This is a genomic window from Algoriphagus sp. NF (genome assembly GCF_028823735.1).
GTDB classification, from domain to species: Bacteria; Bacteroidota; Bacteroidia; order Cytophagales; family Cyclobacteriaceae; genus Algoriphagus; species Algoriphagus marincola.
The window spans coordinates 1-1281 of the sequence record NZ_JAPEIB010000100.1; the positions used below are offsets into that span (position 1 = coordinate 1).

1 protein-coding gene is annotated in these 1281 nt (G+C 41.8%); it reads left to right on the forward strand.

The window, feature by feature from the left end:
• Nucleotides 1–1281 (forward strand): hypothetical protein (locus OU792_RS18525; RefSeq protein ID WP_274671054.1); only part of this gene is annotated, 1281 nt, incomplete at both ends.

Below are 1281 nucleotides of genomic sequence, written 5' to 3' on the forward strand. Positions count from 1 at the left end.
CAGTTTCATCACTACTACTTTCCTGATGGACGGGAGGTCTTTGAAGTGAGTCTGGCTAACGCAACAAAGTACTTCCCTGCCAGCATGCTGGACAGCTTCCCGGATCGGGATGTAAAAGATCTGGTCATTCAGAACATCATGTTTATCAGTCATTCCACTGAGCAGCGCTTCGATCCGGTGATTGCGAGGTACTATCCCGAAGGAGAAGGCTCGATAGAGGATTTTGAAGGCATCTATTACGACGGCATCCCCTATGATTGGTCCGGTGAGGTAGATATCTGGACCTATGATGAGCGGCACTTTATTGGGTTTACCTTTGAGGAAGGTGAAGTGGTCGGCCATTTCAATTATAGTCCACTGAATACCTCAGACCACCAAGAAAGGATAGCTGGAGCTGACTGTCGAGAAGTAGAAAGAACTGTTTATATTCCGGATGCTACAGGGTATGGCGGCACCCTTGTCCATATCACAAAAACCTATTGCTATGGCTCTGGTGGTTTCACGCCTGAGGGAGGAGATGGCAGAGGAAACCATGACTATGAGCGTCCTCCATGCTGCGATGATCCGGTGACGGCTCCCCCACGAGATATTCCGCCATATGAGCCCCCATCGCTCCCTACTCCCAAGACAATCATCATGCAACTAACTAATCCCTGTGCCGCAGATATCTTTAAGGAACTATCTAAAGGAAGTGCCTATTTAGTAGATTTAAGTGGCTTAGGGGCAATAGATATTGCTGGTGGAATTTTGAACATGTTTCAACAAAGTGGGCAATTTGACTATCGTATCCAAAATGGGACTGTTCGAAGTGGTGCAAATGCAATAACCCAACGGATTAATGGGATTAATGTAATTACATTAAATAATGATTATTTAGCTAAAGCTACTTCCCTTAGCATTGCTAGAACTATAATTCATGAGACGGTTCACGCTTATCTAGAGGATCAAATCTACGGTAAAGAAAATGCAAAAAATTTAGGACTTTTGGACTTGATCAATGAATATTGGAAAAAATACCCTCAAGAAAAAGGTGATTACCATCATGCAACAATGAGCCAATTTATCACTGGAATGGCAGTTTCATTATATAATTGGGATAAAAAGTACGGACCAACTGGTGGTACATTAGGCTTTGATTATTATTATAAAATGGCATTTGGAGGGTTGGTAAAAAAAGATAAACCTACTGAATTAATGGAAGAAGCAAAGTCATATTTACCTTCAGGTACTTCTTGGAATGATGTTTTGGATTTACTAATAAAAGAAAATTCTGGAAACCAT